General features: G+C 62.8%; 23 protein-coding genes and 1 pseudogene. 13 read left to right on the top strand and 11 right to left on the bottom strand.

Annotated features, from left to right (window positions below):
- Positions 1 to 201 precede the first annotated feature (201 nt).
- The 5 genes from AC1DYC_RS20850 to AC1DYC_RS20830 all read left to right on the top strand — a co-directional run bounded on the left by AC1DYC_RS20850 (position 202) and on the right by AC1DYC_RS20830 (position 7,451).
- A complete protein-coding gene (locus tag AC1DYC_RS20850; RefSeq protein WP_477409503.1) occupies positions 202 to 1,332 on the top strand; it encodes a patatin-like phospholipase family protein in 1,131 nt (376 codons plus the stop codon).
- 909 nt (positions 1,333 to 2,241) lie between these two features.
- Positions 2,242 to 3,426, top strand: a complete 1,185-nt coding sequence (locus AC1DYC_RS20845) for an efflux RND transporter periplasmic adaptor subunit (RefSeq protein WP_477409640.1) — start codon at positions 2,242 to 2,244, stop codon at positions 3,424 to 3,426.
- A gap of 72 nt (positions 3,427 to 3,498) precedes the next feature.
- Positions 3,499 to 6,666, top strand: a complete 3,168-nt coding sequence (locus tag AC1DYC_RS20840; protein ID WP_477409501.1) for an efflux RND transporter permease subunit — start codon at positions 3,499 to 3,501, stop codon at positions 6,664 to 6,666.
- A 97-nt stretch (positions 6,667 to 6,763) separates the two neighbouring features.
- On the top strand, positions 6,764 to 6,922 hold the full coding sequence (locus AC1DYC_RS20835; RefSeq protein WP_477283885.1) for a DUF3309 family protein: 159 nt from the start codon (positions 6,764 to 6,766) through the stop codon (positions 6,920 to 6,922).
- 106 nt (positions 6,923 to 7,028) lie between these two features.
- Entirely contained in the window at positions 7,029 to 7,451 is a 423-nt protein-coding gene (locus AC1DYC_RS20830) for a DOPA 4,5-dioxygenase family protein (protein WP_477409499.1), read from the top strand.
- A 68-nt stretch (positions 7,452 to 7,519) separates the two neighbouring features.
- Here AC1DYC_RS20830 and AC1DYC_RS20825 read toward each other — a convergent pair whose 3' ends face one another.
- Complete coding sequence (locus tag AC1DYC_RS20825; RefSeq protein ID WP_477409497.1) at positions 7,520 to 8,587, bottom strand: cyclic nucleotide-gated potassium channel; 1,068 nt, start codon at positions 8,585 to 8,587, stop codon at positions 7,520 to 7,522.
- Between the two features lie 179 nt (positions 8,588 to 8,766).
- On the opposite strand from AC1DYC_RS20825, the gene AC1DYC_RS20820 reads away from it, so the two are divergent.
- Positions 8,767 to 9,648, top strand: a complete 882-nt coding sequence (locus AC1DYC_RS20820; RefSeq protein WP_477310979.1) for a metal-dependent phosphohydrolase — start codon at positions 8,767 to 8,769, stop codon at positions 9,646 to 9,648.
- A gap of 95 nt (positions 9,649 to 9,743) precedes the next feature.
- Positions 9,744 to 10,052 (top strand): EthD family reductase, encoded by a 309-nt coding sequence (locus AC1DYC_RS20815; RefSeq protein WP_477409495.1) that lies wholly within the window; start codon positions 9,744 to 9,746, stop codon positions 10,050 to 10,052.
- Between the two features lie 75 nt (positions 10,053 to 10,127).
- Here the strand turns inward: AC1DYC_RS20815 and AC1DYC_RS20810 are convergent, their stop codons facing one another.
- Positions 10,128 to 10,898, bottom strand: a complete 771-nt coding sequence (locus AC1DYC_RS20810; protein ID WP_477409493.1) for an alpha/beta fold hydrolase — start codon at positions 10,896 to 10,898, stop codon at positions 10,128 to 10,130.
- Between the two features lie 211 nt (positions 10,899 to 11,109).
- Between AC1DYC_RS20810 and AC1DYC_RS20805 the strand changes: the two genes are divergently transcribed.
- Both AC1DYC_RS20805 and AC1DYC_RS20800 read left to right on the top strand, forming a co-directional pair.
- Positions 11,110 to 12,072, top strand: coding sequence for a cupin domain-containing protein (locus AC1DYC_RS20805; protein WP_477409491.1), 963 nt, complete (start codon positions 11,110 to 11,112; stop codon positions 12,070 to 12,072).
- 375 nt (positions 12,073 to 12,447) lie between these two features.
- Positions 12,448 to 13,545, top strand: a complete 1,098-nt coding sequence (locus AC1DYC_RS20800; RefSeq protein WP_477409489.1) for a polyamine ABC transporter substrate-binding protein — start codon at positions 12,448 to 12,450, stop codon at positions 13,543 to 13,545.
- 51 nt (positions 13,546 to 13,596) lie between these two features.
- Here the strand turns inward: AC1DYC_RS20800 and AC1DYC_RS20795 are convergent, their stop codons facing one another.
- From AC1DYC_RS20795 to AC1DYC_RS20780, 4 genes and pseudogenes are all read right to left on the bottom strand, one after another.
- A complete protein-coding gene (locus tag AC1DYC_RS20795) occupies positions 13,597 to 15,345 on the bottom strand; it encodes an adenylate/guanylate cyclase domain-containing protein (RefSeq protein WP_477409487.1) in 1,749 nt (582 codons plus the stop codon).
- A gap of 233 nt (positions 15,346 to 15,578) precedes the next feature.
- A complete protein-coding gene (locus AC1DYC_RS20790; protein ID WP_477409485.1) occupies positions 15,579 to 15,818 on the bottom strand; it encodes a MoaD/ThiS family protein in 240 nt (79 codons plus the stop codon).
- Positions 15,819 to 15,884: 66 nt separating this feature from the next.
- Positions 15,885 to 16,289, bottom strand: a pseudogene (locus AC1DYC_RS20785) (molybdopterin cofactor-binding domain-containing protein); the annotation flags it as partial.
- A gap of 16 nt (positions 16,290 to 16,305) precedes the next feature.
- Positions 16,306 to 16,986 carry a GntR family transcriptional regulator gene (locus AC1DYC_RS20780; RefSeq protein ID WP_477409483.1) on the bottom strand — a complete coding sequence of 227 codons (681 nt, stop codon included), beginning with the start codon at positions 16,984 to 16,986 and terminating at the stop codon, positions 16,306 to 16,308.
- Positions 16,987 to 17,120: 134 nt separating this feature from the next.
- Between AC1DYC_RS20780 and AC1DYC_RS20775 the strand changes: the two genes are divergently transcribed.
- From AC1DYC_RS20775 to AC1DYC_RS20760, 4 genes are all read left to right on the top strand, one after another.
- Positions 17,121 to 18,014, top strand: a complete 894-nt coding sequence (locus tag AC1DYC_RS20775; RefSeq protein ID WP_477409481.1) for a substrate-binding periplasmic protein — start codon at positions 17,121 to 17,123, stop codon at positions 18,012 to 18,014.
- Between the two features lie 16 nt (positions 18,015 to 18,030).
- Positions 18,031 to 18,771: an amino acid ABC transporter permease gene (locus AC1DYC_RS20770; protein ID WP_477409479.1), complete on the top strand. Its 741-nt coding sequence runs from the start codon at positions 18,031 to 18,033 to the stop codon at positions 18,769 to 18,771.
- A 4-nt stretch (positions 18,772 to 18,775) separates the two neighbouring features.
- On the top strand, positions 18,776 to 19,570 hold the full coding sequence (locus AC1DYC_RS20765; RefSeq protein ID WP_477409477.1) for an amino acid ABC transporter ATP-binding protein: 795 nt from the start codon (positions 18,776 to 18,778) through the stop codon (positions 19,568 to 19,570).
- A 127-nt stretch (positions 19,571 to 19,697) separates the two neighbouring features.
- Positions 19,698 to 20,894: an NAD(P)/FAD-dependent oxidoreductase gene (locus AC1DYC_RS20760; protein ID WP_477409475.1), complete on the top strand. Its 1,197-nt coding sequence runs from the start codon at positions 19,698 to 19,700 to the stop codon at positions 20,892 to 20,894.
- A gap of 130 nt (positions 20,895 to 21,024) precedes the next feature.
- On the opposite strand, the gene AC1DYC_RS20755 is transcribed toward AC1DYC_RS20760, so the two are convergent.
- The 5 genes from AC1DYC_RS20755 to AC1DYC_RS20735 all read right to left on the bottom strand — a co-directional run bounded on the left by AC1DYC_RS20755 (position 21,025) and on the right by AC1DYC_RS20735 (position 26,042).
- Positions 21,025 to 21,270, bottom strand: coding sequence for a MoaD/ThiS family protein (locus AC1DYC_RS20755; RefSeq protein WP_477409473.1), 246 nt, complete (start codon positions 21,268 to 21,270; stop codon positions 21,025 to 21,027).
- Between the two features lie 64 nt (positions 21,271 to 21,334).
- A complete protein-coding gene (locus AC1DYC_RS20750; RefSeq protein ID WP_477409471.1) occupies positions 21,335 to 23,605 on the bottom strand; it encodes a xanthine dehydrogenase family protein molybdopterin-binding subunit in 2,271 nt (756 codons plus the stop codon).
- A gap of 3 nt (positions 23,606 to 23,608) precedes the next feature.
- Positions 23,609 to 24,085, bottom strand: coding sequence for a (2Fe-2S)-binding protein (locus AC1DYC_RS20745; protein WP_477308615.1), 477 nt, complete (start codon positions 24,083 to 24,085; stop codon positions 23,609 to 23,611).
- Positions 24,085 to 24,945: an FAD binding domain-containing protein gene (locus tag AC1DYC_RS20740; RefSeq protein ID WP_477409469.1), complete on the bottom strand. Its 861-nt coding sequence runs from the start codon at positions 24,943 to 24,945 to the stop codon at positions 24,085 to 24,087. The genes AC1DYC_RS20745 and AC1DYC_RS20740 overlap by 1 nt, the downstream gene beginning before the upstream one ends.
- Before the next feature lie 140 nt (positions 24,946 to 25,085).
- Positions 25,086 to 26,042: an SDR family oxidoreductase gene (locus AC1DYC_RS20735; RefSeq protein ID WP_477409467.1), complete on the bottom strand. Its 957-nt coding sequence runs from the start codon at positions 26,040 to 26,042 to the stop codon at positions 25,086 to 25,088.
- Between the last annotated feature and the right edge of the window lie 21 nt (positions 26,043 to 26,063).

Genomic DNA, 26,063 nt, shown 5'->3' with positions numbered 1-26,063 from the left:
GGAAGAACATGGCCTCTCCGCCTCACGGCGGAGGGGCTTTTTCTTTATGACCAAAATTTCATGTGATCACGCGACCGTGTTCGTGTTCTTGCCTCGGTCATCACTTATATGCTGCACTGCAACATAAGTCCGCTGCAGTCGAACCCGCGCGATTCCCCGGGCGGGATGAGGCAGCAGCGACCAAACCGATACAGGAACGCCATGACGAAAAACGGCAAGGCGGAGGAAACGAAGAAGATCAACATCGCGCTGCAGGGCGGCGGTTCGCACGGGGCTTTCTCCTGGGGCGTGCTCGACCGGCTGCTGGAGGATGGCAGGCTCGATATTTCGGCGGTTTCCGGCACCAGCGCCGGCGCCATGAACGCGGTGGCGCTGGCCGACGGCTTCGTGCGCGGCGGCGTTGAAGGAGCACGCAAGAAGCTCGACGATTTCTGGCGTGCGGTGGCGGCGAAGGGCCGCTTCAGTCCGGTGCAGCGCATGCCGTGGGACGTCGCCTGGGGCAACTGGTCGATCGAAAACACGCCGGGCTATTTCTTCTTCGACACCATGTCGCGGGTGTTTTCGCCCTATGTCGCCAACCCGCTCGGGCTGAACCCGCTGCGCGACGTGGTCGAGCAGGAGATCGATTTCGCCAATGTCCACGCCTGCAAGTCGATGGAGCTGTTCATCTCGGCGACCAATGTCGAGACCGGACAGCTGCGGGTCTTTTCCGACGGCGAGATCGACCTTGACACGGTGATGGCCTCGGCCTGCCTGCCGCAACTGTTCCGCGCCGTCGAGATCAAGGGCGTGCCCTACTGGGATGGCGGCTATGGCGGCAATCCGGCGCTGTACCCGTTCTTCAAGACGGCGGCGACCGAGGACGTGCTGCTGGTGCAGATCAATCCGGTGGTGCGCGAAGGCACGCCGAAAAGCGCCAATGAAATCCAGAACCGCATCGACGAGATCACCTTCAATGCCGGGCTGCTCAACGAATTCCGCTCGATCGCCTTCGTCAAGGAACTGATCGCCGCCGGCCGCCTGCCGCGTGGCGAATACCGCGACATTCGCATGCACCGCATCGACGCCGACGAGGCGTTCAAGGATCTGTCGGCATCGTCGAAGGTCAATGCCGAATGGGCGTTCCTGAGCTATCTCAGAGACCTTGGCCGCACGGCCGCCAGCGACTGGCTGGAGGAGAATTACGACGCCGTCGGCAAGCGCCCGACGCTCGATCTTTCCGGCGAGCTCGACGACGGCTTCAAGCCGGTGCGCGGCCCGGCGCCGGGACGGCGGGTCAAGGAATTTCTCGCGGCGCGCAAGAAGCCGGAAGCGGAGCGCCGGCGGGCCTAAGCTTTTCCGCCGAAGACGGGGTGTGCTCGCACACCCTGTCTGATGCGGACATCAGGCGTCGGCAACGTCCCTCGGCTCAGCTCTCGGCGCCAGTCGCCAGTCGCCAGTCGGTTTCCCGGTGTAGCGCAACCTTTGCGTGCGACGGTATACAAAATCATACTGACGCCTGCTGCCATCTGCTGGGCAGCGGCTGAGGGCGCGCCTACATCTGAGCGCGAAAAACTAGTGCTGACGCAGGATGGTGTCGGCGCTCAAAACGCCTTTGAAAACAGGCTGGCCTCTCGCATCCACGCAGCGCTGGACATTGTGTCGGCGTATCGCAAGGTAGCAGGCTGTTCGGTTCACATCCGTTGCAGAACCTGCCGGCGCTTTCGGCATTTGTTCTGTCCGGACGATCGACGCTTTGGCAATCCGGACTTGAGTCGCATGCCTTGCCACTTTGCAAGCAATTCCAAGGCATTACTTAAATTGAACGTAGCCGGAGGTGTTGGTCTTTCGCCAACAGGAATTGGTACGGCTTCTCGGCCGAGGCCTGTGTCCGGGTCAGAAATCTGGCGCAACTGTTGGCCAAGGCGCTGTGCTGCTTTCCGCCGGGGGATATGGCTCGCCGATAGGGCCATCAGGGAAGATCAGGCTATCACGGAAAGATCGTAAGCCGGCTGCGGTCCGACCGCGTGACAGGACGCTGACAAATCTTTTCCCGCTAGCCACACTCCGTCCTGCTTGCGCAATGCTCCTGCAACTTTTCGACTGTATTGCGGTGCAACTTTGATGTAGAAGCGCGGCTTCGCCGTTCACGGCAAATTGAAGACGGCCTAGCGCGCACCCATATCGGCGACGCGCCCGAGTTGGAAGACACGGAAGCTCCTACAAGACGGTTTGGCCGAACCCCACAGTGGAAAAACGATGATGCCGAAAATCAGGTTTCACAAGCTTGCTGCTATTGTCGTGCTCATCGGCTTTGCCGCCTGGATGGGAACGGGTGCGTTCTCGTCCGTCGGCAGCGCCGCTGTCGAAGGTGCAGCCAAGGCAGGCGATCCGGCGAAGCCGGGCGATCAGGCCAAGGCGCCGGATGCAGCCAAGCCTAAAACCGCAGAGGCAGAGCCCAAAGCGCCGCTGCGCACCGTTGCGGTGGTGACGCCGCCGCGCAAGACCTATGCCCGCGCCATCCGCATTTCCGGCCTGACCGAGGCCGACAAGCGCGCAGTGCTGGCGACACGCGTCGCCGGCGTCATCGAAAAGCTGCCGGTGAAGCAGGGCGATCACGTCAAGACCGGCGACCTGGTGCTGATGCTGGCGGCGGAAGAAAAGATCTCGATGGTCGACAACGCCAAGCAGTTGGTCGTGCAGCGCCAGGCTGAATTAGAGGCATCGCTGAAGCTGATGAAGACCGGCAACTTGCCCAAGCTGCAGCTCGACACCGCGCGCTCGAACCTGACCGCAGCGCAGTCGCAGCTGGAGACGGCGCAGGCCGAACTCGACCGCAATCTGGTCAAGGCGCCTTTCGATGGCGTCATTGACCGGGTGCCGGTGGAACTCGGCAGTTCCGTCATGCAGGGCGGCGAAGTCGCCACCATCCTCAAGCTCGATCCGGTCATTGCGCGCGGCGAAATCAGCGAGCGCGATCTTGGCTACCTCAAGCTCGGCGACAAGGCCGCCGTGCGCCTCGTCAGCGGCCAGACCGTCGAAGGCACCGTGCGCTACATCAGCCGCGACGCCTCGTCGGCAACCCGCACCTTCCGTATCGAGATCGCCATCCCGAATGGCGACGGCTCGGTACCGGCCGGCATGACGGCCGAGATTTCGCTCAGTGCGCAGCCGACCGACGCCGTCATGTTGCCGCGCTCGGTGGTGACGCTGAGCGACAAGGGCGACCTCGGCATCCGCGCCGTCGACAAGGACAACAAGGTGGTGTTCTTCCCGATCGACCTGGTCGACGACTCGCCGAGAGGCCTGGTGCTTGGCGGCATCCCCGCCGATGCCCGCGTCATCGTCGCCGGCCAGGAACTGGTCAAGGAAGGCGATGTCGTCAAGCCCGTCGAGGCCGACCAGGCGATCATACAGAAACTGTTGGGCGAAGCGACAACGCAGTAGCGCCGGGGCGGCCCCGGGCGGGGACAGCCGGCCGCAATGCGGCTCCTGAAATCTTGAGAACAGGCGTTAGCCATGGATATCGTCAAACTCGCGATCAACAATGCCCGGTTGACCATTTCGGCCCTGCTCTTCCTGCTGGTCGCCGGGTGGGTCGCGTATCAGTCGACACCGAAGGAAGCGGAACCCGACGTTCCGATTCCGATGATGTATGTCAGCCTGATCTATCAGGGCATTTCGCCTGAGGATTCCGAGCGCCTTCTGCTGCGGCCGATGGAAAGCAAGCTGAAGAGCCTGAAGGGCCTCAAGGAAATGCGCTCGGCCGCCTTCCAGGGCGGCGGCTATGTGCTGGTCGAGTTCCAGCCGCAGACCAATCTGGCGACCGCACTGCAGGACACGCGCTCCAAGGTGCAGGACGGCAAGGCCGACCTGCCGCAGGCGGCCGAAGAGCCTGTCGTCACCGAGGTCAACATCTCCGAATTCCCGGTGCTGGTGGTGACGCTGTCGGGCGAACTGCCCGAGCGCGTGCTGACGGCTGCCGCGCGCGAACTGCGCGACCGCATCGAAGAAGTGCCCGGTGTACTGGAGGGCTCGCTGCAGGGCTCGCGCGACGATCTCGTCGAAGTCGTCATCGATCCGATGAAACTGTCGTCCTACGGCCTGCAGCTCGATCAGCTGATCGGCGCGGTAGGGGCTTCCAACAGCCTGGTCGCCGCCGGCAACATAGAGGGCTCGGAAGGCAAATACGCGGTCAAGGTGCCGTCGCTGATCGAGACGCCCGAGGATGTGGCGTCGCTGCCGGTGGTCGCCGGACCCAATGCCGTGGTGCAGGCCAAGGACATCGCCACGGTGCGTTCGACCTTCGCCGATGCCACGACGATCACCCGCCTTAACGGCAAGCCGGCCATCGCTATCGAAGTCAAGAAGCGCATCGGCGCCAATCTGATCGACACGCTGGGCAAGGTGCGGGAGGTATCCGACGCCTTCGTCAAGACGATGCCGGAAGGCATGAACGTCACCTACACGCAGGACAAGTCGGTCTTCGTCAACCAGCTTCTGGGTGACCTGCAGAACCATGTGATGATCGCCGTCATCCTGGTGTTCATCGTCATCCTCTATGCGCTGTCCGGTCGCGCCTCGCTGCTGATCGGACTTGCCATTCCGTCATCCTTCCTGATCGGCATCCTGTTGCTTGCGATGATGGGCTACACGATCAACATGATCGTGCTGTTCAGCCTCATCCTGGCGGTTGGCATGCTGGTGGACGACGCCATCATCGTCACCGAATTCGCCGAACGGCGCATGGGCGAAGGCATGCCCAAGGCGGAAGCCTTCGCGCTGGCCGCCAAGCGCATGGCCGGTCCGGTCATCGCCGCGACCATGACCCGCATCGCGGCCTTCTCGCCCCTCTTGTTCTGGCCCGGCATTATCGGCGACTTCATGAAATACATGCCGATCACGCTGATCGTCACGCTGTCGGCCTCGATGCTCTATGCGCTGGTGTTCGCGCCGACGCTAGGCGCGCTCTTCGCCAAGGCGCCTGAGCATCATGAGGAAAACCGCGACGGCTGGTATATGGCGCTGGTCAAGCAAGCGGTGCGCTTCCCCGTCACCGTGCTGGTGCTCACCGCCGTGCTTTTGACCGGCATCGTCTTCGCCTATTCGAAATATGGCGCCGGCGTCGAGTTCTTCCCCAGCGTCGAGCCCGATTACGGACTGCTCTATGTGCACGCCCGCGGCAATCTCTCGCTGGACGAAATGGACACCGCAACCAAGATCGCGGAAGACCGGCTGCTCGGCTGGCCCGGCGTGAAGTCGGTCTACACTCGCGTCGGCAAGACGCAAGGCGGCGGCCAGGATGTGCCGGAAGATGTCGTCGGCGTCATCCAGTATGAGTTCATCGACTGGCGCGAGCGCAAATCGGCGAACCAGATTCTGGATGAGTTGCGCGCCGTCATGGCCGGCATTCCCGGCGTCGATGTCGAGGTGCGCGTGCCGGAGGCCGGTCCGCCCACCGGCAAGGCGATCCAGCTTCGGCTTTCGGCCGTCGATCCCAAGGGGCTCGACGACCAGGCCCGCGCCGTTGCGGCCCGCATCGCCAAGGTGCCCGGCGTCATCGACATCTCCGACGGCCTGCCGCCGCCCGGCGTTGACTGGGCGCTCGAGGTCGACCGAGCCAAGGCGGCGCAGTACGGCATCAGCCCGACTGCTGTGGGCACGGTGGTGCAATTGGTGACCAACGGGTTGAAGCTGTCGGAATACCGGCCAGCCGGCGCCGACGATGCGGTTGACATCAGGCTGCGCCTGCCGGAGGACCGCCGTACGCTGTCGACGCTCGACGAGCTCAGGGTGCAGACCTCGCAAGGTTCCGTGCCGATCTCGAATTTCGTCGTGCGCAAGCCCGAACCGACGGTCGGCATCCTCAACCGCATCGACGGTGCGCGCACCGTGGTCGTCCAGGCCAATGTCAGCGCCGGCGCCCAGGTCGCGGCGGTGCAGGCGGAGGTGACCAAGGCGGTCACCGACATGAAGCTCGACAACGGCATACGCTGGAAGCTCGCCGGCTCCAACGAGGACAGCGCCGAAGCCAGCGCCTTCCTCGGCAAGGCCTTCGGCGCGGCGATCTTCCTGATCTTCCTGGTGCTGTTGATGCAGTTCAACAAGTTCACCAGCGTGCTTCTGGTGCTGTCCTGCGTGGTCATGGCGACGATCGGCGTGTTCCTGGGCCTGCTTCTGACAGGCGAGGCGTTCGGCATCGTCATGTCGGGCATCGGCGTGATTGCGCTGGCCGGCGTGGTGGTGAACAACAACATCGTCTTGATCGACACCTATGACCGGCTGCGTGAAGAAGGCTGGGACAAGATGGAAGCGGTGCTGCAGACCTGCCGCGAGCGTGCCCGCCCCGTCGTGCTGACGGCGGTGTCGGCGATCCTCGGCGTGCTGCCGATCGCCTTTGGCCTTGGGTTGGAAATCTTCCATCACGAGACGACGATCAACGCGCCGTCGACGCAGTGGTGGATTTCGCTGTCCTCGGCCATCGTCTTCGGCCTGTCCTTCGCCACCCTGCTGACGCTGGTGGTGACGCCGTCCATGCTGATGATCTTCACCCGCAGCAAGAACAGCCGCTTCTACGCGTTCTTCCGCGGCCAATTCGGCGGCGACATGAGGAAAAAGGCTATGACCGCGCCTGACATGGACGCCGGCGACGAGCCGCCGATCGCCTTCCCGAAAGCCGCCGAATAGAGCAGTTTTCATCTCTCAGACAAAAGGCCGCCCGGAACAACCGGGCGGCCTTTTGCATTGTCCCCTCGTATCTGACGTGCAAGCCGAGGGATTCTGAATGACCGTCACCACCATCCTGATCATCGTTTTGATCCTGATCCTGATCGGCGCTGTGCCGGCATGGCCGCACTCGCGCTCCTGGGGCTACGGCCCCTCAGGCATCGCCGGCGTTGTTCTGGTGGTGCTGCTGATCCTGGTGCTGATGGGCAGGATTTGACCAGGCCCACCGCGGTATCGGGGCACGCACACGCTATGGCCCTTGGCCGCGTCGCTCCCTTGCGTATACGCTGCCCGAACGACAATCATCGAGGGGAATCATCGAGGTGAACGCAGACATCGCCAGCCCGCCAAGGCCGCTCGCCGAGATCGCCAGCTATCACGCCCATATCTATTATGGCGGGCAGGCCGAGCGGCAGCATGCCGAATGGCTGCGCCTGTGCATCGGCGAACGTTTTCGCGTGCGCCTGGGCAATTGGCGCGACGAGCCGGTCGGCCCGCATGAGCAGGCCATGTACCAGGTCTCCTTCGCCACCGAGATTTTCGCCACTCTCGTTCCATGGCTGATGCTGAACCACGGCGGCCTCAGCATCCTCATCCACCCGAACACGACAAATCCCAAGCGCGACCACCTGGTCGATCCCCTCTGGATAGGCCGCCCGTTGGGGGTGCACGGCGAAGTGCTCGGCGAGGAGGATGAGGCGGAAGAGGCGCTGGAGGTGAATACGGAGCCGACGCTGGAGGCCTAGGGGTACGAGTCGACGGCGGATGGCCGTCATTCACGCCGCACCCTTATTTGGCGCTCGCTTCTCCGGGGTCAAGCCGTCGGTGCTGCGCTGCGCCGCTCGAGTGCGGTCTTGCGGATGATGTCCGCGATCTCCGGGCTGCTGCTGCATAGCATCTGGAAGTCCACCACGTGCAGCGACAGGAGTGAGACCGCGGTTGCGGCGCTGACGGTCGCCATACGCGGTTCGCCGCTGATCAGCGCCATCTCGCCAAAGAAGGCGCCAGGTCCAAGCTCCACGGGGTTCGGCGTCGCGACGGTGACGCGCCCCTCCACGACGAAGAACATCTGATCACCGGGCTCGCCTCTGCGGCAGATCACGGCGCCCGCCGGCACCGTGCGAGGTCTTAACGCGCGCACGATCTCGACCAGCACGGCCGGGCCGAGCTTCTGAAACAACGGCACGCCGGCGACCAATTGCCAATTGCGGACGAATTCTCCGCGGCGAACTTCCTGAGAGAAACCGGTGGCAAGAATGCCGGCCCAGAGCGCGAAGATGCCGATCCCGCTCATCATGACCGCCCCGGCAAGGACGCGGCCGGCGAAGCTTTGCGGAATTTCGTCGCCATAGCCGGTGGTGGACAGCGTGACCACAGCCCACCACATGGCCTGGGGGATGCTGCCGAACTTGTCCGGTTGGATGTCGCGCTCGATGACATAGCCCGCGAGCGCGACACCGAACAGAACGACGCCGAAGAGCGTGGTGACGCCGATCAGGTTGCGCGCTTCGTTGGCCAGCACCCTGCCCAGCACCGGGAAGAAGGTCGAGTCGCGCAGCGGTTTCAGCAGCCAGACGGCACAGTAGAGGCTCCAGTCGGGCGTGCCGACGAGCAGAAATGCCGCGAATGGAACCAGGACCGCGAGCACATCGATGGTGATTGCCGGCGTCCTGTCGTGAAGGTCTCCCGCACGGCGCTTGAGCAGTGTCGCGACCATCTGCACAAGATAGGCGCCCCAAATGACGGCGAGCAGGGCAACCAGAGCCAGCCTGCTTCGTCCCGAAATGCTCGGTGACGTGAGCGCAGCCACCGCCAGGAGACCGGGCGCAGCCAGCACCGCGTTCAGCGGCGCGTAAATTCTCAGGAAAGGCAGTACCGACATTCTATGCCCACAACCGGCGACTACCCTGCAGAATAGGATGGCTTCAAGGCAAGCGCAAAGATGCTTGCCGTCGCCGCGATGTGCATCACCGACGCTGTGATAAAATCCGCGCCGGAACCGTGCTAGGATGCCTGCCGCACGCGATCTGTCGTGCTTCAAATTGGCCAGGAACGATTGTCATGCTCAATCCGATTTCCATCATGGCCGACCGGCTCGGCGACCATCTGTCGGAACTCTACCTGCAGTATTTCTCGCATCGCAATTCGGAGTATGCGGCCTACATAGGCGGCGCGGCCCGCCTTGTCCTGGAGCGCATCGGCAATTCGAACGCTCTCTATCACAACATCGAGCACACGCTGATGGTCACGCTCGCCGGCCAGCAGATCATCCGCGGCCGGCTGCTTTCGGAATCGCTGACCCCCGATGACTGGCTGCATTACACCTGCGCGCTGCTTGTCCACGACATCGGCATGGTGCACGGCGTGTGCCCGGGCGACAGCGACGACAGCTTCGTCATCAACGAAGCCGGCGAGCGCCATACGCCACCGCGGGGCGCCTCCGACGCGGTGCTTGCGCCCTATCATATCGAGCGCGCCAAGATCTATGCGCGCCAACGCTTTGGGTCCTCGAAGTTCATCGACGAGGAGCGCATTATCGCGGCGATCGAGATGACGCGCTTTCCGGTACCGAGCGATCCGGCCTACCAGGCCACCAACACCGAGCCGGCGCTGGTCAGGGCCGCGGATCTGATCGGCCAGCTCGCCGATCCCTTCTACCACCGCAAGCTGCCGGCGCTGTTTGCCGAGTTCTCCGAGACCGGGATGGTGGAAAAGCTCGGCTGCAAGACCGCCGCCGATCTCGGCGCCTGCTTCGCCGATTTCTTCACGCTGAAGGTCGAGCCCTATATCGGCGACGCGATCCGCTATCTCGAGCTGACGACCGAAGGCAAGCAGTGGGTCGCCAACCTGCACAGCAACCTCTTCCAGTCCGGGCTGCGCCCGGCCAGGATCGGGCCCTTCCCCGGCGTGTTGCAGCCGGCGAGCCTTTCGGTGGTGACCTGAGAGCGGAGATTGTTTGCCGCCCGCGCCATCTTCGCTGACGGGTAGATTTTTGCCCACGTAGCCGGCGGTGGGTGCCGTTTCAAAAGGGGGGACGCATGGCCAGACTTGTCGCACTCTACAAGACGCCGAAGGACCTCGCCGCATTCGACAGATACTATTTTTCGACGCACATTCCGCTGGCCAAAACCATTCCCGGCTTGACGAAATACGAGGTCAGCGATGGCGGGGTCCATTCCCCGGATGGACCTTCTGCCTATCATCTGATGGCTATCCTCCACTTCGATTCCCTCACCGACATTCAAGCCGCCTTTGCCTCTCCCGAGGGACAGGCCACGGCGGCCGATCTTGGCAATTTCGCAGATGGCGGCGTGGAGCTTTTGCTGTTCGAGACCAGGGAAGTCTGAGCCTCGCCCCTTCAAGCGGTTTGTCCGCCGGGCAGGCGTGGCGCTCCCGGCACGAAAGTGCCGGGAGCGGTATCGTCACTTCACGAGTGCGGCCTTTTCAATCACCGCCGCGACTTCCTTGGCGTGGACGACGAGAGAGGCATGGCTGCCGGCGACCTCCGTCGTCTCAGCCTTCATCCTCTCAGCGAAGATCTTCTGGACCTCGGGCGCGATGACCTTGTCCTTCGTGCTGATCACATAGAACGTCGGCTTGTCGTGCCAGGCTGCCGTGTCGACGGGAGCCTCGAACGCCGTGTGGTTCAACGGCAGCTGGTGGTTTGCCAGGGATTCGGCGATCTCCGGGGGAAGGTCGGCCGCGACTGCCGAAGGAAACACTTTGGGATCGATGAAGAGGTTGCCCTTTCCGTCGGGATGGATCGCCGCGCCGCCTTCGGTAGCCGGACCGCTCTTGGACAGGCTCGCCAGAGATTCGCCTACGTCGGGCGCGAATGCGGAGACGTAGACGAGCGCCGAGACCTTTGGATCGTCGCCTGCCTGCGTGATGACCACACCGCCCCAGGAATGGCCAACGAGAACGGTCTTGCCGTTCTGTTTCGCCAGCGCCTGCTTGGTGGCATCGACGTCCGCTGCCAGCGAGGTGAGCGGGTTTTCGACCACCGTTACGTTGTAGCCCTTCTTCGTGAGGATATCGGCAACCGGCTGCCAGCTGGTCTGATCGACGAAAGCGCCATGGACGAGCACGATATTGTGCGCCGCCCCCTTGGGCAGTTGAGCTGATTGGGCGGGGGCGGCAAACGTTGCTCCGGCCATGAGGACAGCGGCCGCTGAGAGTAGAAGATTTCGCATTCATTGCTCCTGTTTGGATGACGGACGACGGGCGTCCGGGGAGGCAGGTGTGTCGGCAAAAGTCGGGGTTCCCATCCGCCGTTGGCGTGATGGTTTACCGCGCGACCCGTTGGCTCGACTTGCGACCAAGTAGTACGGGGAACATTTGGACGTTAGGCCTCAATCGTCCGAATATTGTGTCGGACCGTCCGTCGTAGTAGCATCCGAGCGGATGGACATCCTCGGCCAAGTGCTGGATCGCGTTCGCCTCGGTGGAACCCTGCTGTTCCACTTCGAGCTCGGCCATCCATGGAACCTGGCATTGCCGGCGCGCCCCTATGCCCTGTTCCATTATCTCAGCCTGGGCTCGGCGACCCTCGCGCTCGATGAGGGACGAGAACTCCACATGACCGCGGGCGACTTTGTCGTCATCACACGCGGCGAGCCTCACGTGATTTATTCGGATAGCCGGACGACGCCGCTACTGATTGTGGACCTCGATCGACCGCCCGGACGTCTTGGCGTCGTTCGTCATGGCGGCAACGCTGAGCCGCTCTCGACGATGATCTGTGGCAATTTCACTGTGGAGCGGCCCTCGCGCGGCAGCGTGTTGGAGCTGCTTCCGCCCCTGCTTCTCCTGAGGCCGACGGAAGACGGCGGATGGCTCGAGGCGATCCTGCAACGCATGGTGAGCGAGTCGGCGCTTGCGCGCCCCGGCCAGGACGTCGCCCTCTCACGACTGACGGAAGTGCTCTTCGTCGAGGTGCTGCGAAGCTGGATCAAGTCTCTCGCTTCAGGAGAAGGCGGGTGGCTGGGGGCGATGGCGGACCCGCACATAGGACCGGCGCTTCAGTTGATCCACGAACAACCGGATCAACCCTGGACCCTCAGCGACCTGGGGCACCGCGTGGGGCTCGGTCGCTCGGCGTTTTCAGCGCGCTTCACCAAGCTCGTCGGAGAGTCCATGTACCGCTATCTGATCGCACGCCGGATGTCGGAGGCGGCGTTTCTGCTCGAAACAAGCGACGAGGGGATTGCACGGATCGCGACCCGCGTCGGTTACGAGACCGCGGCCGCGTTTTCGAAGCTGTTCCAACGACATCATGGCCTGTCGCCCGGCCGTTATCGAGCAGCTCGCCGGTCTGACGGTGGCCGAAGGCAAGGGGGAGCGCTGGAAGCAGAAGTCGCCGATTGACCAAGCTGGCTTTCTGGAAGGTCCGGCGATTGGGCGGCGGGGCGGAGCTTTTGCTCTTCGAGACCAGGGATGTCTGAGCCTCGCCCTAGGCGGGCGATCGACTGCTTTGCGCCTCATGTAGGTCGTTGAGCAGACCCCACCCGCGTCCCAAAAGCGGACATCCGAGCGAACATCCGAGGCGGCACGTTTGCGCCAGTTCCCCGACATTGCCAACCAGCTTCTCAAGTTGTTGGCGGCTTCTTCCGCAGACGATCTAATACACTGCACGTCACGGTGGGGCACATTCCCTTCAGCATGTGCTAATATGCCAACCATGCGCGGCCGTGTGCAAAGTACGGCGTTCGCAGCTTGGGGACTCCAACCAATGGTGAGCACATGATCCGCAAGGCGCTTCTTTGGTCGGCTGCATCTTTGCTCACCGGGGCCATTACGCTGTCCGCTCACGCTGCCGGCAAGGTCGTCAACCTTTACAACTGGTCCGACTACTTGGATCCCTCGGTCATCGACGACTTCACCAAGGACACCGGTATAAAGGTCGTGTACGACGTCTTTGACTCCAACGAGATCCTCGATACCAAGCTGCTTACCGGCGGCTCCGGCTACGACGTCGTCGTGCCAAGCGCCAGTTTCCTAGCCCGCCAGGTGGCGGCGGGCGTCTTCCAGAAGCTGGACAGGTCGAAGTTGCCCAATATCGCCAACATGTGGGACGTCATCGAGCAGCGCACAGCCAAGTACGACCCGGGCAACCAGTATTCGGTGAACTACATGTGGGGCACGGTGGGTTTGGGGTACAACACCGCGAAGATCAAGGCCGCGCTGGGCGTCGACAGACTCGACAGTTGGGACGTCTTCTTCGATCCCGAGAAGCTGAAGAAGCTCGCCGATTGCGGAGTCTACGTGGTCGATTCGCCCACCGAAATCCTGCCCATCACGATGAACTATCTTGGGCTGAACCCCGAGAGCACCTCGCCGGAAGACTTCGGTAGGGCCGAAGAGGCATTGATGCGTATCCGTCCCGACATCCGCAAAATCGAGTCATCCGAGTACATCAACGCTTTGGCGGACGGCGACATCTGCCTGGCGATCGGCTGGTCTGGGGATGTCCTGAAGGCGCGCGATCGTGCCGCTCAAGCCGGTAACGGCGTCACAATCGCCTACTCGATCCCCCGGGAAGGCACTGTGATGTGGTTCGATCAACTGGCAATCCCGGCAGATGCGCCGCACGTGGATGAAGCGGATGCCTTCATCAACTACCTCATGAAGCCTGAAGTCGCCGCCAAGAACACAAACTATGTATTCTTTGCCAATGGCAACAAGGCCTCACAAAAATTCGTTGAAAAAAGCGTCCTCGGAGACCGCTCGATCTATCCTGACGATGCCACGCTAAAGAATCTTTTCACCGTCTTTCCGTACGACCCGAAGACGCAGCGCGTGGCAACGCGCACCTGGACTAAAATCGTCACGGGTCAGTAGTTGACGGCAGTTGCGCTTCCGGCGAACCGCCCATTATTCACCGGTCAGCCGTCAATCCGCAATGCCTGCTTTCCGCAGGCCATCTAGCCAATGCTCCACGTCCTCCTGACGGCGATATGGAGAGCCGCGTTTATAGTCACCTAGAGTGAAACCAGGCTTGCGCTCGAGGCATCTGCCCCAAGCCAGTGTTGCCTCGTCGATGCGTCCGAGCTGTCCCAAACACGCAGCCAGATTGGCGAACCCGCGATCATAGTTGTTGTTGTCCCAACGGCGGAACGAATCCATCGAAGCCTCATAGTCACCGAGTAGATAGTAAGCGAATGCGAGTAGCTCGTGGACATCGCGGTGTTCGAGCGGACTCAGCCGTCTGAGTCGCTCGCCGATCTCGCCGGCCTTCGTGAGTTGACCACTCCAGAGGCAGATGTACCCGACCCAGACGAGTACGCCCGGGTTTGTCTGGCCCATCGCGAGCGCGCGTTGAGCATAAGTCTCGGCAGTCTCGAACTGCCCTTTCCATCCATGCAGAGCGGCGACGACCGCCTCCGCCAGTCCGCTGGCGTCGCCGAGTTCGATAGCCCGCAAGGCCGATTGCATGGCCAACTCCTTCATGTCTCCGTCAGCTCTGAAAGCGGAGAGGGTCGCGTAGGCGTCCGCGAGGCATGCATGCACCCGCGCTGAATCGGGCTCCCAGCCAAGAGCCAGCTTTAAGAACTCGACACCAGCGACGGTGTCCTTCTCGGTGAATCGGTGCATTGCATCGATGCCGCGCAAGAATGCATCATATGCGCTGAGGCTCGTTTGCGTTTGCCTGGTCCGAACGATCTCAGCAGCGCCTACCTTGCCGACTAGTGCCCAGGCGATCCTCTCTGTCACCTCGTCCTGAACGGCGAAAAGGTCCTCGAGGTCTCGATCGTAGCGCTCGGCCCAGACGTGATTGCCAGTAGCCGCTTCTATCAACTGCGCAGTGATCCTGACGCGTGCAGCCGCCTTTCGAACGCTTCCCTCGACGACGTACCGTACACCGAGCTTCCTTCCGACCTCGGTGATGTTTACGGATTGACCCTTGAAAGCGAACGAGGAATTGCGCGCGATCACGAACAGACTCTGACTGCGACTGAGCTCGGTGATCAGGTCCTCAGCTATTCCATCCGAGAAATAATCCTGCTCGCGGTCTGCAGACATGTTTGTGAACGGAAGAACCGCCACCGATGGCTTGAACGGAAGCGGCAAATCCTCCGCTGAAGCAATTGACGCTGAAGGTTCTGGATCATCACGCTCTTCTGTTTGAACCCGGTAGGCACGCACAGGCCCGGCAATGTTCTTCATCGTATGCTCGCCCAGGTCGACGAACGTATAGGGAATCTTTCCCCTCACTTGATCATAGACGCTGCGTCCAATGACGACGCCTCCGGGCTCACTGACCTTTTCCAGCCTGGCCGCCACGTTTACGCAGTCACCGTAGATCGTCGTCTCATCCAGTATAACCTCGCCGGCGTTGACACCCATCCTGAAGGCCATGCGCCGGTCTTCAGGAAGACCCGTATTGCGCGCAGTTATGCGTTCTTGCGTCTCGACTGCGAACTGCAACGCATCGACGGCACTGGGAAACTCGATCAACAGACTGTCGCCCGCAGTGCCGACCAGCCGACCATTGAATTGCGCGATCTTTGGATCGATCACTTCGGCGCGCAATGCCTTTAGATGGAAGAGAGTCCCGGCCTCATCGGCTCCCATCAAACGCGAGTAGCCAACTACGTCCGCTGCCAAAACCGCCACAAGCTTTCGTTCCGGGCGCGCCACAATGCCTCCTGGACCCCAAAGACGCCACGTGGGTTTGCTGGGAACGTAGCACTCGCGTCTATGCGCAACTAGCCGTCAGAGAACGGCCGCTTTCGGCCAGCTTCAGACCCTTTGGTTCCACCGGGCTGAACGTCCGCTATCGTTCTTCGGACGCCAGAAGCCGCCATTCCGCTGTCGGCTCCATCCGCGACGTTCGGGCCTTGTGCTGGCCGATGGCGGATGCCGCGCCCATGTCACCCCCCCGCCAACCGTGGCAGCAGAAAAATCTCCGCCCCCTGCGGCAATTCCTTCGACCAGGTATCGCGATAGATCGTGCCGTCGATGGCCACCGCGATGCCCTTCTCGATCCATGGCTCGATGCCGGGATACTGTTCAGCCAGTTTCCTGAACAGCTCCCTTATGTCCTTGGCCTCGACCTTGCTCTGGCCGCCGGCGAGCTGGCCCAGCGCACCCCAGAGGGTGACTTCGACCATTTGCCAGACCTCGCTATTCTTGATGGATCATGATGTTATCCGAAAACCGCTTCACACTTTTCGGCATCATGCTCCCCGTTCCGCCTCGATGGCGGCGAGGACCCTTGGCGGCGACATGGGTATGTGGGTCATGCGCACGCCGGCGGCGTTCGAGACCGCATTGGCAATCGCCGCCAGCGGCGGCACGATCGAGGTCTCGCCGACGCCGCGCACGCCATAGGGGTGGTTGGGGTTTGGCATCTCCAGGATCTGCGTGTCGATCATCGGCAGGTCCGAGCAGACCGGTATGCGGTAGTCGAGGAGGCCGGCGTTCTGGAGACGCCCGTCCTTGCCGTAGATATACTCCTCGTTGAGCGCCCAGCCGATGCCTTGCGCTGCGCCGCCCTGGTACTGTCCCTCGACATAGGTCGGGTGCACCGCCTTGCCGGAATCCTGGATCACCGTGTACCGCACGACGCGCGCAGCACCCGTTGTTACGGCAAATCGGCTAGATGATCTTGCGAACATCCTGTTCAAAGCTGAGGACGTGATGCAGCGCGATGCGCTCGGCCGTTTCGCCATCTCCCCGGCAAACTGCCTCGAGCATAAGGGTTTGCTCCTGCAGGACCTTGTCGAGGCCAGACATCAGCTCCGGAAACCGCCGCGTCGCGACATGCAAGATCCTGAGTGACAGGTTGTGATAGTGGTCGAGCGTGTCGAACAGGTAGGGATTCTTGGCGGCGCGATAGATAAAGCGGTGGATGCGTCGGTCGAGCGCCAGCAGAGGTTCGAGTTCTGGAGGATTCGCAAAGGCGGCGAGTTCGGCGATCAGGCCGTGGGCTTCGCGGCGTTCGGGCTCGCGCAGGCGTTCGGCAGCCAGTCGCGTCGCCCAGGATTCAATTCTCGCCCTGGCTTCATAGATCGCCGATAGATCGCTGATGTCGATCGTGCTGACCGAGGTGCCGCGGCGACCGTTGACATCGACGAAGCCATCGCGCTGCAGCCGCAACAGCGCCTCGCGCACCGGCGTGCGACCGACGTCCAGCCGCCGCATGAGATCGGTCTCGCGAAGCAGGGTGCCCGGCGCCAGCTTGACCGTGATGATGTCCTCCCTCAGCTGCAGATAGGTGCGCTCGGCCAATGTCGAGCCAGCCTCGTCGGTATCGTCTTGCGGCATCCGCTCGTCCATCCAACTCACCTCATAGGGATCGAATCCGATCGCCAAGGAATCACTTGACAACGGATTCATATAATATACTGATCAATATATCACACATATATTGATCCGGTTACAGGGAGGTATCGGGGATGGAAAAGGGTGTTTTGACTCAATCGCGATTCAAGGCCGGCGTTGCCGCCTTGCTGGGAATTGGATTGCTGGCCACGGTGGCGCATGCGGACGGGCTTGAGACGCTGAAGCCGGGCGTCATGCAGGTCACGATCGAGCCCTATATGCCCTACACGGCGATGAAGGACGAGAAGCTAGTCGGGCTGGACAGCGATATCCTTGCCGCGGTCGCCGATAGATTGGGTCTCAAGATGGAAGTCAGCGTCACCGATTTTCCCGGTATGCTGGCATCGGTACAGTCGCGACGTGCCGACATCACTATCGGCGGCATCGCCTGGTCGGACGCGCGCCAGAAGGTCGGCCTCTTCACCGACCCGCCTTACTATTCGCCACCGGCGATGGCGGTGCAGGGCACTGCCGACTATCCCGACGTCAAAAGCCTGGAAGGCAAGGATCTCGGGACCGTCACCGGCTATGTCTGGGCGAAATCGATCGCGCAGGTACCGAACGCTACCCCGCACACCTATCCGCAGGCCGATAGTGTCTTTCAGGACTTGTCATCAGGCCGCCTGGATGTCGGCTTTCTCGACCCGCTGCTGATCATCTATCAGCAGAAGGAACGGCCGGACATGAAATTCCGGGTCGCATATCTGGCGCCGCCAACCGCCGACGAGATCAAAGCCCATCCCGACTACCAGTATTTCCAGCCCTATATGACCGGCTTTTACCTGCCAAAAGAGGCGCCGAAGCTCGCGAAGGCTGTCTCGGACCAGATCGATGCGATGTACAAGGACGGTTCGCTTGCCGCGCTCGTCACCAAATGGGGCGGCGACCCGAAGCAGTTCCTGGTTCCTTCGCCGGAGATGGCGGCTCAGCGCCGGGGCGTGGACCGCCCCGCGGATTGGTCGCCGCCCTCGATCGCGCCTTGAGCGTCGGGGCAAGCACATGTCCCTTTTCCACGCTCTCACCGGGTTTTTCCAGGTTCCCTGGAGCGACTACGCAAGCAATATCGGCTGGGGTCTGCTCAGGACCCTGACCTACACGATCGTCAGCTTTGTCGGTGCCGCTGTCCTCGGCCTCGTGCTGGCGCTGATGCGCCTCAATCGCTTGCGTCTGGTGCGTCTGCCGGCCGCCATCTACACGGAGATATTCAAGAACGTCCCGTTGCTCGCGATTATCTTCGTCACCTATTTCGGCCTGCCGTCGGTCGGCATCAAGCTCAGCGTCTTCGTCGCCGGTGTCCTGAGCCTCATGCTGTTCTATGCCGCCTATCTGTCCGAGATTTTCCGCGCGGCCATATCCGGCATCCATTCCGGTCAGAACGAGGCCGCCCAGGCGCTGGGTCTTGGCCGCGGCACCACCTTTGGCCACGTCATTCTACCCCAGGCGCTCAGGCTGGCGTTGCCCGGCACCAACACCATGTTCGTCGACCTTCTGAAATCGACGTCGCTTCTGGTGACGATCTCGGCCGTTGAACTGATGACCCAGGCGCAGCTGATCGCCTCCGAAACGTTTCGCGCGCTCGAAGTCTATCTGGTGATTGCGTTTGTCTATTTCGCCGTCTGCTACCCGATTTCGCAATGCCTGCTCTGGTTGGAGCGGACCATTCAGGCCGGCGTACCGCTGTCGCTGGGGCGCCGGCGGCGGCTGAAGCTGGCGAAGACGCTGCTCGCGGGCGGAGCCTAGACCGATGGCACACGAGACACTCAATAGGGAGCTTGGCACGACGGCTTCCGGCCCGGCAGTCACTATCCGTGGCTTGCGGAAATCCTTCGACGGGAGGCAGGTGCTCGGCGGCATAGATCTCGACGTGCCGGCTGGTCGGATCATCAGCATCATCGGCCAAAGCGGCGGCGGCAAGACGACGCTGATGCGCTGCGTTAACCTGCTCGAGCAGCCCGACGACGGCGTCATCGAGGTCAATGGCGAGACGATCTGCGACAAGGGTGCGGTGACGTGCAGGAATCTCGCCAAGCTGCGCCAGCGCGTCGGCATGGTGTTTCAGCGCTTCAACCTGTTCCCGCATCTGACAGCGGTGGAAAATGTCGTTCTCGCCCAGATGCATGCCGCCGCAATTGGGGAGCGCGAAGCGGTCGAGCGCGCGGTGCGCCTGCTCACGCGCGTCGGTCTCGCGCATCGGGCAACAGCCTATCCGGAACGCATGTCTGGCGGCGAGCAGCAGCGCGTCGCGATCGCGCGCGCCCTGGCTCTCGGACCGACTGTTCTTCTGTTCGACGAGCCGACCTCCGCGCTCGATCCGGAATCGACCGGTGAGGTGCTGCGTGTGATGCGTGAACTGGCAAAGGACGGCATGACAATGATCCTCGTCACCCACGAACTGCCTTTCGCCCGCGAAGTCTCGGACTGGGTCGTCTTCATTGACGGCGGCCGGATCATCGAGCAGGGAACGGCGGCCGACGTGCTCGACAACCCGCGTGAAGCACGAACGGCTGCCTATGTCGCGCGCTACGCCGCGCCTGCCTGAACGCCAGCCAGCAAGCAGTCCTAACAGAACCCATTGGCGCAGTGCGATCCGGGCACGGCACTGCCAACGCCGTTTCGCAAAGTCCCTGGCGCCAGCCACCGTCTTTGCCTCAACGCATGTGGACCAGATGAGCAGGATTTCGACCGACATCGCCGTGATCGGCGGTGGCGTCATAGGTTTGGCGATTGCGCTTCGGCTTCGCGCTGACGGACGCGATGTTGTCGTGATCGAACCGAACGAACCCGGCAGTGGCGCGTCATACGGCAACGCAGGGACCATCGCGGACTATGCGGTAATACCCGTCGGGACGCCGGCGGTTCTGAGGAATTTGCCTTCCCTGCTGCTCAACGCGCGCAGTCCGTTGTCGATCCGTGCTTCCGCCTTGCCGGCCCTGTTCCCCTGGCTGGCGCGGTTCGCCTACGAATCCCTGCCGCACCGTTTCAGGGAAAACACCCGGGCGATCGCCGAACTCGTATCGGACGCATCGTCGGCATGGAGAGAGTTCGCGGCCGAAATATCGGCATCGGACCTGCTCTCCGCGAAGGGCTGTCTCTATCTCTACGAAACGCCCAAGGCCTTCAGGGCGGCCGCCACCGATATCGATCTGCGCCGCTTCTATGGCGTTGGTCAGGAACTGCTTTCGGCCGATGAAGTGCATCGGCTCGAACCTCGGCTACCGCCCTTCGAAGGCGGCGGCCTGTTTTTTCCGGGCGCGATCAATCTCAGTGATCCGGGCGAAGCGATGGCGCGGTTGACCGCAACAGTCCGACGGGCGGGTGTGCAATTCGTCAAGGCCTCTGCACAAACCATCGCCCGGGAAGCGAATGGGATCCGGATCGTTGCGGGCACCTTCGATATCCGCGCCCGGACCGCTGTCATCTCCGCGGGCGCCCGCTCGCAAACGCTCGCCGCCCAAATCGGTGACCCGGTCAGACTCGATACCGAACGTGGCTATCACATTGAATTTGACATGGCCCACCCGCCGATTGAACGGCCAGTCTGCCCTACAGCGCTCGGCTTCTATCTCTGCCCGATGCGGGGCCGGTTGCGCGTTGCGGGCCTTGTAGAACTCGGCGGGTTGGGGGCTCCCGCCAATGCGCATCTAGTTGCGGCACTGATGGCAAATTCGCGTCGGGTTTTTCCAGACCTGGGGGAGCCCAGCCGCACATGGCTCGGATTCCGGCCTTCGATGCCCAATTCTGTGCCCGTTATCAGGCCATCGAGAGGGGGGCGGGATGTGATCCTTGCCTTCGGCCATGGACACATAGGGTTGACACTCGCGCCGCGCACTGCCCGACTGGTGAGTAAGATTCTCGACTCCTAGTCGCGTATCGTGACGCCAACCTGAATGTCCGCTCTTGAATATCTGCGGTGGGAAGCTGCCCGTCTGCTAGCGGCCCATCCAAGACGTTCGAGGCCTCGATGCTAGGCGATGGCGGAGGCAGCTCCCCCAGCTACCCGCCCGCCAGTCTCGGCAGCAGAAAAATCTCCGCGCCCTGTGGCAATTCCTTCGACCACGTATCGCGATAGATCGTCCCGTCGATGGCGACGGCGATGCCCTTTTCGATCCAGGGCTCGATGCCGGGATACTGTTCAGCCAGCTTCCTGAACAGCTCCCTGATGTCCTTGGCTTCGACCTCGACCTTGCTCCGGCCGCCGGCGAGCTGGCCCAGCGCACCCCAGAGGGTGACTTCGACCATTTGCCGGACCCCTATTCTTGACCGAGCGTGATGTTATCCGAAAACCGCTGCGCACTTTTCGGCATCATGCCCTGCCTTCCCGTTCCGCCTCGATCGCGGCGAGGACGCGTGGCGGCGACATCGGGATGTGGGTCATGCGCACGCCGGCGGCATTCGACATCGCGTTGGCGATCGCCGCCAGCGGCGGCACGATCGAGGTTTCGCCGACGCCGCGCACGCCATAGGGGTGGTTGGGGTTGGGGATCTCGAGGATCTGCGTGTCGATCATCGGCAGGTCCGAGCAGACCGGGATGCGGTAGTCGAGGAAGCCGGCGTTCTGCAGGCGACCGTCCTTGCCGTAGATATATTCCTCGTTGAGCGCCCAACCGATGCCTTGTGCTGCGCCGCCCTGGTACTGGCCCTCGACATAGGTCGGGTGCACCGCCTTGCCGGCATCCTGGATCACCGTGTAGCGGATCACGCGCGCGGCACCCGTCTCGGGATCGACCTCGATGTCACAGATGTGGGTGGCGAAGGAGACGCCGGCGCCGTCGGCGACGAGCTCGCTGTGGCCGGCGATCGGCCCGCCGGTCTTGCCGGACGCGGCGGCGATCTCCTTCAGCGACAGGGCTGCGAGGTTGCCGTATTTCTCGCCCTTGGCGATGGCGTGGCCGTTTTCCCAGATCACGTCGTCGACCGGGATGTCCCACATCTGCGCGGCGCGGTCGCGCAGGATCTTGATCGCGTTGCGGGCGGCCGAGATCGTCGCCATCGATGACGAGAAAGTGCCGCGGCTGCCGTCGGTCATGTCGTTGTAGCCGAGCGAGGACGTGTCGGCGACCACCGCCTTGAGCTGGGCATAGTCGATGCCGAGCTCCTCCGCCGCCACCAGCGACAGCGATGCGCGCGAACCGCCTACGTCCACCGTTCCGACGGCCAGCGACACCGAGCCGTCCATGCCGATGTTCAGGTCCACGCAGGTCTGGCCACCGAAATTGAACCAGAAGCCGCAAGCCATGCCGCGCCCCTGGTTTTGCTTGAGCGGCGCCTTCATGTGCGCATGGGTCTTGGCCGCCTCCAGCGTCGGGCCGATGCCGATCGGGCCGTAGACCGGGCCGTAAGACGACCTTGTGCCCTCCTGAGCGGCGTTCTTGATGCGGAACTCGACCGGATCCATGCCGAGCTCCTTGGCCAGTTCGTCGACCGCGCTTTCCACCGCGAATGCCGCCATGGGTGCGGAGGGCGCCCGGTAGGCGGCGGTCTTCGGCCGGTTGACCAGCACTTCGTAGCCGACAGTCTTGACGTTATCGAGCTTGTAGCAGGCGAACGCCGTCATGGCGCCGATCTCGGCCCAGGTGCCGGCATAGGGGCCGCTGGAATAGCGCAGCGTCGCCTCCGCGGCGGTGATGGTGCCGTCCTTGCGGGCGCCGATCTTCACGTCGATCGAGGTGGCACTGGTCGGGCCCGAGGCGCGGAACACCTCGTCGCGCGTCATGACCAGCTTCACCGGCCGGCCTGCCTTGCGCGACAGCGCCAGCGCCACCGGCTCGGCCCAGACATGGGTTTTGCCGCCAAAACCGCCGCCGATCTCCGACGAGGTGACGCGCAGCTTCGAGGCTTCCAGCCCGAGCAATTGCGCGCAGTGCTGGCGGTAGACGAAATGGCCTTGCGTGCAGACCCAGAGGTCTGCGGTGCCGTCGGACGAGACGTTCGCCACGCAGGCATGCGGTTCGATATAGCCCTGATGCGTCTGCTCGGTCTTGAAGGAGCGCTCGACGATGAAATCGGCATGGCCGAAACCCTGATGGACATCGCCATGGCCGAACTGGCTGCGCTTGGTGACGTTGGAGGGCTTTACCGGCTTTTCCTCGAGGCCTTCGGTGAAGATCGTGTCGTTGATCAAGGGAGCGGTGTGCTTCATCGCTTCGTCGACATCGGTGACGTGCGGCAACAGTTCGTAGTCGACCACGATGAGCTTCAGAGCCTGGCGCGCCGTGCTGGCATCGACGGCGGCGACCGCGGCCACCGCATGGCCATCATAGAGCGCCTTGCTGCGCGCCATGCAATTGTCGAGGACGTCGTACATGCCGGCATCGCCATCGGTGAGGTCCGGCAGGTCGGCGGCGGTGATCACCGCCTTCACGCCGGCCAGCTTTTCGGCCTTCGAGGTGTCGATCTTCAGGATCTTTGCGTGGGCATGCGGGCTTCTCAAGACACGCCCGACCAGCTGTCCGGCCATGTTGAAGTCGGCGCCGTAGCGGGCGCGTCCCGTCACCTTGTCGATGCCGTCAGGGCGGAGGGGGCGGGTGCCGACGGATGCGAATTTGCGGCCTGAAAAGCGCGGATCGAAATTCATGGCTTAGGCTCCCTTCATCACGATTGCCGCGTCCTGGACGGCGCGCACGATCTTGTCGTAGCCGGTGCAGCGGCACAGGTTGCCGGCGAGGCCGAAGCGGATTTCTTCCTCGGTCGGATCGGGGTTTTTGGCCAGCAGATCCTTCGCCGCGATCAAAAAACCCGGCGTGCAGATGCCGCATTGTAGGGCGGCATGTTCGAGGAATTTCTGCTGCAGCGTGTGCAGCTTCTCGCCATGCGCCATGCCCTCGACGGTCTCGACCTGCCGCCCTTCAGCCTCGGCGCCCAGCACCAGGCACGAGCAGACCAGCCGGTTGTCGAGGATGATCGAGCAGGCGCCGCAGTCGCCGGTGCCGCAGCCTTCCTTGGCGCCTGTCAGGCCGAGCCGGTCGCGCAGGACGTCGAGCAAGGTCTCGTCGGGCTGGCAAAGGTACTCGACGTGATCGCCGTTGATTGTCGTTGAAACCGCTATACCGGCCATCATTTGCCTCCTGCACGTGCATAGGCGGTCGTCGCTGCACGTCTGGCCAGCACGCCCGCAACTTTTCGTCTGAACTCGATGGTGCCGCGCTTGTCGTCGATGGGGCGGCAGGCGCCAGCGCAGACCTTGGCTAGCCGCTCAAGGGCTGCTTCGTCGAGCTTCCGGCCGATGAGAGCCTCGGCTGCCTCCTCGACCAGAAGCACCGTCGGAGCCGCGGCGCCCAGCGCGACGCGGGCGGCCGTGATGACGCCATGCTCGTCGAGCGTCAGGTTGACGCCGGCGCTGACCACCGCGATGTCCATCTCAGTGCGCGGAATGAAGCGGAGATAGGCGTCGCCCGAACGCGGTGCGCGCTTGTCGAGCAGGATCGCCTCGATGATCTCGCCCTTGGTGAGCGATGTTTTGCCCGGTGCGATCGGCACGGCCTCAACGGCAATGGTGCGCTTGCCGGAGGGACCGGCAATCACTGCCTTGGCGCCGGCGGCCACCAAAGCCGGGACGCTGTCGGCGGCCGGCGAGGCGTTGCAGAGATTACCGGTTATCGTACAACGGCCCTGCACCTGCTTCGAGCCGATCAGCTTCGCCGCTTCGACGACGCCAGGCCAAGCTTTCTTCAGGGCTGCGTTCTCTCCCAGCACCGCGCACGGAACGGCGGCGCCGATGCTAAAGCCGTTGGCCGTCTCCCTGATCTCGCTCAGGCCCTCGATTGCCTTGATGTCGACGATCAGGTCTGGTTCGACAAACCCGCCCTTCATCCTCACCAGAAGGTCACTGCCTCCCGCCAGAATGGCTGATGTGCCGGAAGAGCCGGCCAGCAGGCCAACGGCATCTTCGATTGAAAGCGGACGTATGTAACGCATCGTCTCCCCTTGGTGTCAGTGTCTCGCCGACCGTTATAACCAGTCTCCTCATAATGACCATCCGGTTGCTGATTTCCGCGATTGGGCCAGGTGCGAGTTGGGTTCCATGCCAAGCGTGGCTGATGCCCTACACTGTATGCCTACGCTGCATCTTTTGCACGAGGGGTGGTGACGCCGATGTCCTTCAACGCCTCAGCCACAGCCTGATCCAGCGGGGTGTGCGGGATCTCACCGATGATGGCTTCCAGCCGGTCGGACACGAGCCGGTGCGGTTCGAAGCGGAGGTAAGACATCGAGACGATCTCGCGCCACATCGCCACGAACGGGCTGCCGGCGCGCAGCACCCACCAGGGCATGTAGGTCCGTTTCAGCGGATGGCCCAGCGCCTTCTCGGCGGCAGCCTTGATGTCCATGTCGGTGACAGCGTGGCCGGGGAAATTGAGCGCCTCGTAGAAGCCGAGCTTGTCGAGGTTGCGCGCCAGGCCGACGAAGGCCACGGCGAAGTCCGGCAGGTAGGCCCATTCATGCACGAGGTTGGCCGGGCCGGGCGCGGTGTAGACGCCCTTGTTCATCTTGGCCGCGACGACGAGGTCAAACCACGAGCCGCTGCCGGTGCCGCCGAAGAAATCGCCGGCGCGCAGGATGATGGTGCGCACCCGGCCGGCATCGGCCTCGCGGCGAAACAGCGCTTCCATCGCGCAGCGTATGCGGCCCTTCTCGGTGGTCGGGCGGAACGGCGTGTCCTCAGTGACGACCTGCGGCATCGGCGAGCCGTAATTGTAGACCGTGCCGGGGAAGAGATGCAGCGCGCCATTGGCATGGCAGGCAGCCATGACGTTTTCGGCCATCGGCATGCATTTGCCCCAGTCGGTATAGATCGGGTTGAGGCCGTTGAAGACAATGTCGACGCCCTCGGTCGCGTGGATCAGCGACTGGCGGTCCATGGCGTCGCCGGCGACGGCCGTGGCGCCGTTGAGTTCGGACGGCACCTTGCCGGTGCGGGTGACGGCGCGGACGTCGAAGCCGGCGTCGATGAAGGCCTTGCCAACCACGCGGCCGAGCCGGCCATTGGCACCCAGAATTGCGATCTTGGTCATTTTCGTCTCCGTGTTCGTGTT

Source organism: Mesorhizobium sp. P2_E7, from assembly GCF_056403855.1.
The sequence above is the reverse complement of the archived record's forward strand: the minus strand, read 5'-3'. Positions and strand labels throughout refer to the sequence as shown.

Coding starts and splice junctions, on each gene's coding strand:
- AC1DYC_RS20760 (WP_477409475.1), top strand. CDS start 19,698: ATGAGCAGGATTTCGACCGACATCGCCGTGATCGGCGGTGGCGTCATA.
- AC1DYC_RS20765 (WP_477409477.1), top strand. CDS start 18,776: ATGGCACACGAGACACTCAATAGGGAGCTTGGCACGACGGCTTCCGGC.
- AC1DYC_RS20755 (WP_477409473.1), bottom strand. CDS start 21,270: ATGGTCGAAGTCACCCTCTGGGGTGCGCTGGGCCAGCTCGCCGGCGGC.
- AC1DYC_RS20800 (WP_477409489.1), top strand. CDS start 12,448: ATGATCCGCAAGGCGCTTCTTTGGTCGGCTGCATCTTTGCTCACCGGG.
- AC1DYC_RS20845 (WP_477409640.1), top strand. CDS start 2,242: ATGCCGAAAATCAGGTTTCACAAGCTTGCTGCTATTGTCGTGCTCATC.
- AC1DYC_RS20850 (WP_477409503.1), top strand. CDS start 202: ATGACGAAAAACGGCAAGGCGGAGGAAACGAAGAAGATCAACATCGCG.
- AC1DYC_RS20745 (WP_477308615.1), bottom strand. CDS start 24,085: ATGGCCGGTATAGCGGTTTCAACGACAATCAACGGCGATCACGTCGAG.
- AC1DYC_RS20735 (WP_477409467.1), bottom strand. CDS start 26,042: ATGACCAAGATCGCAATTCTGGGTGCCAATGGCCGGCTCGGCCGCGTG.
- AC1DYC_RS20770 (WP_477409479.1), top strand. CDS start 18,031: ATGTCCCTTTTCCACGCTCTCACCGGGTTTTTCCAGGTTCCCTGGAGC.
- AC1DYC_RS20835 (WP_477283885.1), top strand. CDS start 6,764: ATGACCGTCACCACCATCCTGATCATCGTTTTGATCCTGATCCTGATC.
- AC1DYC_RS20810 (WP_477409493.1), bottom strand. CDS start 10,898: ATGCGAAATCTTCTACTCTCAGCGGCCGCTGTCCTCATGGCCGGAGCA.
- AC1DYC_RS20840 (WP_477409501.1), top strand. CDS start 3,499: ATGGATATCGTCAAACTCGCGATCAACAATGCCCGGTTGACCATTTCG.
- AC1DYC_RS20780 (WP_477409483.1), bottom strand. CDS start 16,986: ATGGACGAGCGGATGCCGCAAGACGATACCGACGAGGCTGGCTCGACA.
- AC1DYC_RS20740 (WP_477409469.1), bottom strand. CDS start 24,945: ATGCGTTACATACGTCCGCTTTCAATCGAAGATGCCGTTGGCCTGCTG.
- AC1DYC_RS20805 (WP_477409491.1), top strand. CDS start 11,110: ATGGACATCCTCGGCCAAGTGCTGGATCGCGTTCGCCTCGGTGGAACC.
- AC1DYC_RS20820 (WP_477310979.1), top strand. CDS start 8,767: ATGCTCAATCCGATTTCCATCATGGCCGACCGGCTCGGCGACCATCTG.
- AC1DYC_RS20790 (WP_477409485.1), bottom strand. CDS start 15,818: ATGGTCGAAGTCACCCTCTGGGGTGCGCTGGGCCAGCTCGCCGGCGGC.
- AC1DYC_RS20750 (WP_477409471.1), bottom strand. CDS start 23,605: ATGAATTTCGATCCGCGCTTTTCAGGCCGCAAATTCGCATCCGTCGGC.
- AC1DYC_RS20815 (WP_477409495.1), top strand. CDS start 9,744: ATGGCCAGACTTGTCGCACTCTACAAGACGCCGAAGGACCTCGCCGCA.
- AC1DYC_RS20825 (WP_477409497.1), bottom strand. CDS start 8,587: ATGTCGGTACTGCCTTTCCTGAGAATTTACGCGCCGCTGAACGCGGTG.